The organism is Phenylobacterium sp. (genome assembly GCF_030645195.1).
Lineage (GTDB): Bacteria > Pseudomonadota > Alphaproteobacteria > Caulobacterales > Caulobacteraceae > Phenylobacterium.
Window position 1 is genome coordinate 1 of the sequence record NZ_JAUSLW010000178.1, and the last position, 6,470, is coordinate 6,470.

The window sequence follows — 6,470 nt, forward strand, 5'->3', positions numbered from 1 at the left end:
CCCACCAACCACCTGGACGCCGAGTCCGTGGCCTGGCTGCAGCACCACCTGGAGGCCTTCCCGGGCTGCGTCATCCTGGTGACCCACGACCGCTACTTCCTGGACCAGGTGACCAAGTGGACGCTGGAGCTCGATCGCGGCAAGGGCATCCCCTACGAGGGCAACTATTCCGGCTGGCTGGAACAGAAGACCAAGCGGATCGTCCAGGAGCAGTCGGAGTCCGAGGCCCGCCAGCGGGCCATGACCCGCGAGCTGGAATGGGTGCGCTCCGGCGCCAAGGCCCGCCAGGCCAAGTCCAAGGCCCGCCTGGCGGCCTATGACGAGATGGTCCGCGAGCAGGAGACGTCGCGCCTGGCCCAGACCACCGCCACCATCCAGATCCCGCCGGGCCCACGCCTGGGCAATGTGGTGCTCGAGGTCGAGAACCTGGAGAAGGCCTATGGCGACAAGGTCCTATTCAAGGACCTCTCCTTCAAGCTCCCCCCCAACGGCATCGTCGGCGTCATCGGGCCCAACGGGGCGGGCAAGTCGACCCTGTTCAAGCTGATCACCGGCCAGGAGACCCCCGACGCCGGGACCTTCCGGGTCGGCGAGACCGTGAAGCTGGCCTATGTCGACCAGAGCCGCGACGCGCTGGATCCCACCAAGACCGTCTGGCAGGAGATCTCCGGCGGCCTCGACGTGCTGGCGGTGGGCAAGCGCGAGATCAACACCCGCTCCTATGTCGGCTCCTTCAACTTCCGTGGCGGCGACCAGCAGAAGAAGGTCGGCCAGCTCTCGGGCGGGGAGCGCAACCGCGTCCACCTGGCCAAGACGCTCACCACCGGCGGCAACCTGATCCTGCTCGACGAACCCACCAACGACCTGGACATCGAGACCCTGCAGAACCTGGAAGAGGCCCTGGAGGAATTCGCCGGCTGCGCCGTGATCATCTCCCACGACCGCTGGTTCCTGGACCGCCTGGCCACCCACATCCTGGCCTTCGAGGGCGACAGCCACGTGGAATGGTTCGAGGGCAACTTCGAAGCCTATGAGGACGACAAGAAGCGCCGCCTGGGCGCCGACAGCCTCATCCCCCACCGGCTGAAGTTCCAGAAGTTCGCGCGGTAGGCGAAGGCCTCTAGCCGATCCGCGCGCCCAGCATGCTGATGCTGCCCAGGTCGACATAGTCGTTGAACAGGCTGACCGGTTCGCCGGGTTCGCTGGCGCCCAGGACGTAGAGCAGGGGCAGGTAATGCTCGTCGACGGCCATGCCGGCCTCGGGTCCAAGCGCGCCGGGGTCGACGAGGGCGGCGTGGTCGCCGGCGGCCAGGCGGTCGCGCACGGCCTCGTGGAAGTGCTGGGCCCAGGCCAGGGGCTGGGCGTTCTCGGCGCGCACGGCGGCGCGCAGGTTGTGGACGACATCGCCGGAGCCGAGGATCAGCACGCCCTCGTCGCGCAGGGGCGCCAGGCGCCGGCCGATATCGTAGTGGGCGGGCATCGGCTGGCTGAGGTCCATGGCCAGCTGCACCACGGGGACATCGGCGTCCGGATACATGTGGGCCAGGACCGACCAGGTTCCGTGGTCCAGACCCCAGTCCTGGTCGGCGCGCACCGCCATCGGCGCCAGCAGCTCGGCCGCGCGGGCGGCCAGCGCCGCGTCGCCCGGGGCGGGGTACTGCATGTCGAACAGCGGCTGCGGGAAGCCGCCGAAGTCGTGGATGGTCTTGGGCGCCGCCATGGCGGTGACGGCCGTCTCGTCCAGACACCAGTGGGCGGAGATCGCCAGTATGGCCTTGGGGCGCGGCAGGCCGGCGGCCACCTTGCGCCAGACCTCGGCGGTGGGGCCGCCCAGGGCGTTCATGGGGCTGCCGTGGCCGACGAAGACGACGGGCATGCGGGAGGGCGTGTTCATACCTCCCATATGGCGCCGCCGCCTTCGGGTCCCAAGCGCGGTTCCTGAAACGCTGCGTCGCTCTGGGGGCAACGCCTAGACGTCGAAGGTCACGCCCTGGGCCAGGGGCAGGTCGCGGGAATAGTTCAGGGTGTTGGTGGCCCGGCGCATATAGGCTTTCCAGCTGTCGGAGCCCGCCTCGCGGCCGCCGCCCGTCTCTTTCTCGCCGCCGAAGGCCCCGCCGATCTCCGCGCCCGAGGGGCCGATATTGACGTTGGCGATGCCGCAGTCGGAACCCACATCGCTGATGAATAGCTCGGTCTCGCGGACGTCGTTGGAGAAGATCGAGGAGGCCAGGCCCGCTGCCGTGGCGTTCTGCAGGGCGATGGCTTCGGCCAGGTCGCGATAGCGAACGACATAGAGGATCGGGGCGAAGGTCTCGCGCAGCATGGGGCCGGTCTGGCTGGGCATGTCCACCAGGGCCGGGTGGACATAGACGCCGGGGCGGTCGACCCGCTCGCCGCCATGGACAGTCCCGCCGCAGGCCTTGGCCTGCGCCAGCGCCGCCCGCATGCCGTCATAGGCCGCCTCGTCGATCAGCGGACCCAGCAGGGTCCCGGCTTCCCGGGGGTCGCCAACTGGAACCGAAGCGTAGACGGCCTTCAGGCGGCCGATCAGGGCGTCGGCGACGTCCTCGTGCACGAACAGGCGGCGCAGGGTGGTGCAGCGCTGGCCCGCCGTGCCCATGGCCGAGAAGGCGACGCCGCGCAGGGCCAGCTCCAGGTCGGCGGAGGGGGCGACGATGGCGGCGTTGTTGCCCCCCAGCTCGAGGATGGCGCGGGCGAAGCGGGCGGCCAGGACCGGGGCCACGGCGCGGCCCATGGCCGTGGAGCCGGTAGCCGACAGGATGGCGACCTTGGGGTGGGCCACCAGGGCCGCGCCGACCTGGGCGCCGCCCTGGATCACCTGGGAGAGGTCGGCCGGCGCGTCGCCGAAGCGGGCGGCCGCCTTGAGGAAGATGGCCTGCACGGCCTGGGCGGTGAGGGGCGTCTTCTCCGAAGGCTTCCAGACCACGGGGTCGCCGCAAACGAGCGCCAGGGCGGCGTTCCAGCACCAGACGGCGACCGGGAAGTTGAAGGCCGAGATGACGCCGCAGACCCCGAGGGGGTGCCAGGTCTCCATCATCCGGTGGCCGGGGCGTTCGGTGGCGATGGTCAGGCCGTGGAGCTGGCGCGACAGGCCGACGGCGAAGTCGCAGATGTCGATCATCTCCTGGACCTCGCCCAGGCCCTCGGAGGTGACCTTGCCGGCCTCCAGGGCCACCAGGCGACCCAGGTGGTCCTTGGCGGCGCGCAGCTCCTCGCCGAACAGCCGGACCAGCTCGCCGCGGCGGGGGGCGGGGACCTTGCGCCAGTCGAGGAAGGCTGAGTGCGCGCGCTCGACGGCGGCGTCCACCTCGGGGGGCGTGTGGGCCCGCAGGGTGGTGAGGACCGCGCCGTTGATGGGGGAGCGGGCTGGCAGATCGGCGCCCTCCAGGGCGGCGAGGTCGACGCCGAGGGCGCTCAGGGTGGCCATCAGGTCGTCGCGGACGGCGGGGAGGGGGCGGACGTGGACGTTCATCTCAGGCTCCTCAGGCGACCGCGGCGACCGGGGCGTCGGCCACGTGGTCGCCGGGTTGGCGGTAGGCCTTGCCGAAGCGGTTGGCCAGGAAGTCGGCGAGCGCGATCTCCTCCTGGCGGACATAGCCCTGCCCAGGCAAGCGCCCGGCGGCCAGCAGGTCCAAGACCGTGCAGATCCCCGCCGCCGTGGTGACCTGGATGGCGCTCCAGAAGCCGGCGCCATGGTGCTCCCCCATCACCTTGCCGGCGTAGCTCTCCTGCATCAGGCGGCCGCCGCGCCAGCCCGAGGCGGTGACGAAGAAGACCACCACGTCCTGCTCGGTGCCGGGGACCGCGCCCTCCAGGACGTCCTTCAGCAGGTCGCGGCGGTGGCGCAGGTTGAGGTCGTTGAGCAGGGTGCGCATCAGGGCGCAGTGGCCGGGATAGCGGACCGATTTGTAGTTCAGGTTCCGCGCCTTACCCGCCAGAACCTCGGCCAGGGAGCCCAGGCCGCCGGAGGTGTTGAAGGCCTCGTAGGTGACGCCGTCGAGGCTGAAGGTCTCCAGGCCCTCCAGGGCCGGGACCTCGCGCAGCTCGCCCTCCACCAGGGCCTCGCAGGGTTCGCAGTACTCGTTGATCACACCCTCGGTGGACCAGGTGAGATTGTAGCCGAGGCTGTTGGACGGATAGCGGGGCAGGGCGCCGACCCGCAGGCGCAGCTCCTCGACCCGGTCGAAGCCGCGGGCCAGCTCGGCGCCGGCGATGGAGATGAAGCCCGGCGCCAGGCCGCACTGGGGGATGAAGGCGCTCTTGGCGCCCTGCGCCAGGGCCTTGACCATCTTGGTGGTGGCGACGTCCTCGGTGAGGTCGAGATAGTGGCAGCCGACCCGGGCCGCGGCCTGGGCGACGGCGGCGGTGAGGTGGAAGGGGGCGGCGGAGAGGACGGCGAAGGCGCCGGAGAGCGCGGCGTCCAGGGCCTCGGCGTCGGTGACGTCCAGCGCACATGTCGACAGCCGCGGATGGACGGCCTGCAGGGCCGCCGCCGAGCGGTCGACGAGGGTCACGGCGTAGTCGCCGCTCTCCACCAGCATCTGGGCGATGATGGACCCGATCTTGCCGCCGCCGATGACCACGATCTTGCGCATGACGTCTCTCCCCTAGCGAAGGCTTGACGGTGGGGCGTTTTCGGGGCGATTTGAACAGACAGAGCGTCGGATATGCGCAGTCAGGTGGGCGATATGCCAAGTTCGGCCGACGATATGAAACTCGACGCCCGGGACCTGGCCCTGGTCCGGTTGCTGGAGACCGACTCCCGGTTGCCCGCCTCGACCCTGGCCAAGCGGCTGGGGGTGTCGCGCACGACGGTGCAGACGCGCATTGACCGACTTGTGGCCGACGGGGTGATCGCGGGGTTCACGATCCGCCTGGGAAATCCCTTGGAATCCCGCATCGTAAGGGGACATGTTCTGGTGACGGCCGCGCCCAAGGCCGCCCGACATATAGAGGCCACGCTGCGCGCCATGCCACAGGTGGAGGCCCTGCACTCGGTGTCGGGGCCCTTCGACCTGATCGTCATGGTGGCCGCGGCCTCCATCGAGGAGCTGGACCGGGTGCTGGACGACATCGGCCTGATCGAGGGGGTGGAGCGGACCACCTCCTCGATCATCCTGTCGACGCGGATCCGACGGTAGCCACGATTTGCCTTGCCCTACGTCACGCGTTTAGGCCGACTTGAGCTTCAACCGACGGAGACGGCCCCATGCTTCTGATCAGCGACACCGTGGAAGTCGGCGGTCCCAAGGGCCCCGCCCACCCGCCGAAATATCCGGTGAGCCCGGTGGAGCTGTGGAACCCCGAGGCCTTCACCAAGGGCCCGCCGATGAGCGCCTTCGCCGCCATGCGCCAGGCCTCCCCCATCGCCTGGACCCCCGAGCCCGAGGACCGGCCCGGCTTTTGGGCGGTGACCCGCTACGACGACGTCATGCGGGTCAACAGCGACTACGAGACCTTCTCCTCGCAGCGCGGCGGCATCCTGATGAGCCACCAGCGCTCGGAGATGCAGCTGGCCCGGGCCAGCCTGGACGCCATGATCAACATGGACGCGCCCATGCACATGCAGCTGCGCCGCGAGCACATGCCCTATTTCACGCCGGCCTATCTGCGCGGTCTCACCGACCGGGTGGAGGGCGAGGTGACCCGCCTGCTGGACGCCATGGCCAAGCAGGGCCGGGTCGATCTGGTGCAGAGCCTGTCGGCGCAACTGCCGCTGTTCACCCTGTGCGAGATCCTGGGCGTCCCGCTAGAAGATCGGCCCAAGTTCCTGACCTGGATGCATTATCTGGAACTGGCCAACTCCTTCGCCGCAGAGCGCAGCGGCGCCGGCGGCGGGCTGGAGGGGGCGGCCGCCGAGGTGCCGCCGGAGATGAAGGCCTTCCTCGACGCCTTCACCGCGGCCATCGCCGAGATGTTCGAATACGGCCGCCACATGCTGCACAAGCGCCGCCTGGACCCCCAGGCCGACCTGATGAGCGCCATCGCCAAGGCCCAGGTGGACGGCGACCTGCTGGCTGATGAGTACCTGGACGGCTCCTGGCTGCTGATCGTGTTCGCCGGCAACGACACCACCCGCAACACCATTTCCGGCTCCATGCAGCTGCTCAGCGACTTCCCCGACGAGAAGGCCAAGCTGATCGCCCGGCCCGAGCTGATCCCCGGGGCGGTGAACGAGTTCATCCGCATGATCAGCCCGGTGATCTACATGCGCCGCACCGCCACCCGCGACGTCGAGGTGGCCGGCCAGCAGATCGCCGAGGGGGAGAAGGTGATCATGTACTACGGCTCGGCCAACCGGGACGCCTCGGTGTTCCCCGATCCCGACCGGCTGGACGTGACCCGGGCCAACGCCGACAAGCACATCGCCTTCGGCTACGGCCCCCACACCTGCATCGGCAAGCGGGTGGCCCAGCTGCAGCTGGAGGCGGTCTACCGCCAGATGCTGG

The 6,470-nt window shown here is 69.8% G+C and carries 6 protein-coding genes; 3 read left to right on the forward strand and 3 right to left on the reverse strand.

Features of this window, described 5'->3' with window-relative positions; genetic code table 11:
* Positions 1–1,110, forward strand: a 1,110-nt coding sequence (gene ettA / locus Q7T09_RS14700) for an energy-dependent translational throttle protein EttA (RefSeq protein WP_304700644.1), incomplete at its 5' end; no start/stop codon positions are given.
* A 10-nt stretch (positions 1,111–1,120) separates the two neighbouring features.
* Here ettA and ygiD read toward each other — a convergent pair.
* The 3 genes from ygiD to Q7T09_RS14715 all read right to left on the reverse strand — a co-directional run bounded on the left by ygiD (position 1,121) and on the right by Q7T09_RS14715 (position 4,616).
* Positions 1,121–1,894 (reverse strand): 4,5-DOPA dioxygenase extradiol, encoded by a 774-nt coding sequence (gene ygiD / locus Q7T09_RS14705; RefSeq protein ID WP_304700645.1) that lies wholly within the window; start codon positions 1,892–1,894, stop codon positions 1,121–1,123.
* Between the two features lie 75 nt (positions 1,895–1,969).
* A complete protein-coding gene (locus Q7T09_RS14710) occupies positions 1,970–3,493 on the reverse strand; it encodes an aldehyde dehydrogenase family protein (RefSeq protein ID WP_370689259.1) in 1,524 nt (507 codons plus the stop codon).
* Between the two features lie 10 nt (positions 3,494–3,503).
* Positions 3,504–4,616, reverse strand: coding sequence for a saccharopine dehydrogenase family protein (locus Q7T09_RS14715; RefSeq protein ID WP_304700648.1), 1,113 nt, complete (start codon positions 4,614–4,616; stop codon positions 3,504–3,506).
* Positions 4,617–4,730: 114 nt separating this feature from the next.
* Between Q7T09_RS14715 and Q7T09_RS14720 the strand changes: the two genes are divergently transcribed.
* Both Q7T09_RS14720 and Q7T09_RS14725 read left to right on the forward strand, forming a co-directional pair.
* On the forward strand, positions 4,731–5,162 hold the full coding sequence (locus tag Q7T09_RS14720) for an Lrp/AsnC family transcriptional regulator (RefSeq protein WP_304700650.1): 432 nt from the start codon (positions 4,731–4,733) through the stop codon (positions 5,160–5,162).
* 68 nt (positions 5,163–5,230) lie between these two features.
* The coding region (locus Q7T09_RS14725) for a cytochrome P450 (protein WP_304700652.1) at positions 5,231–6,470 on the forward strand (1,240 nt) is incomplete at its 3' end.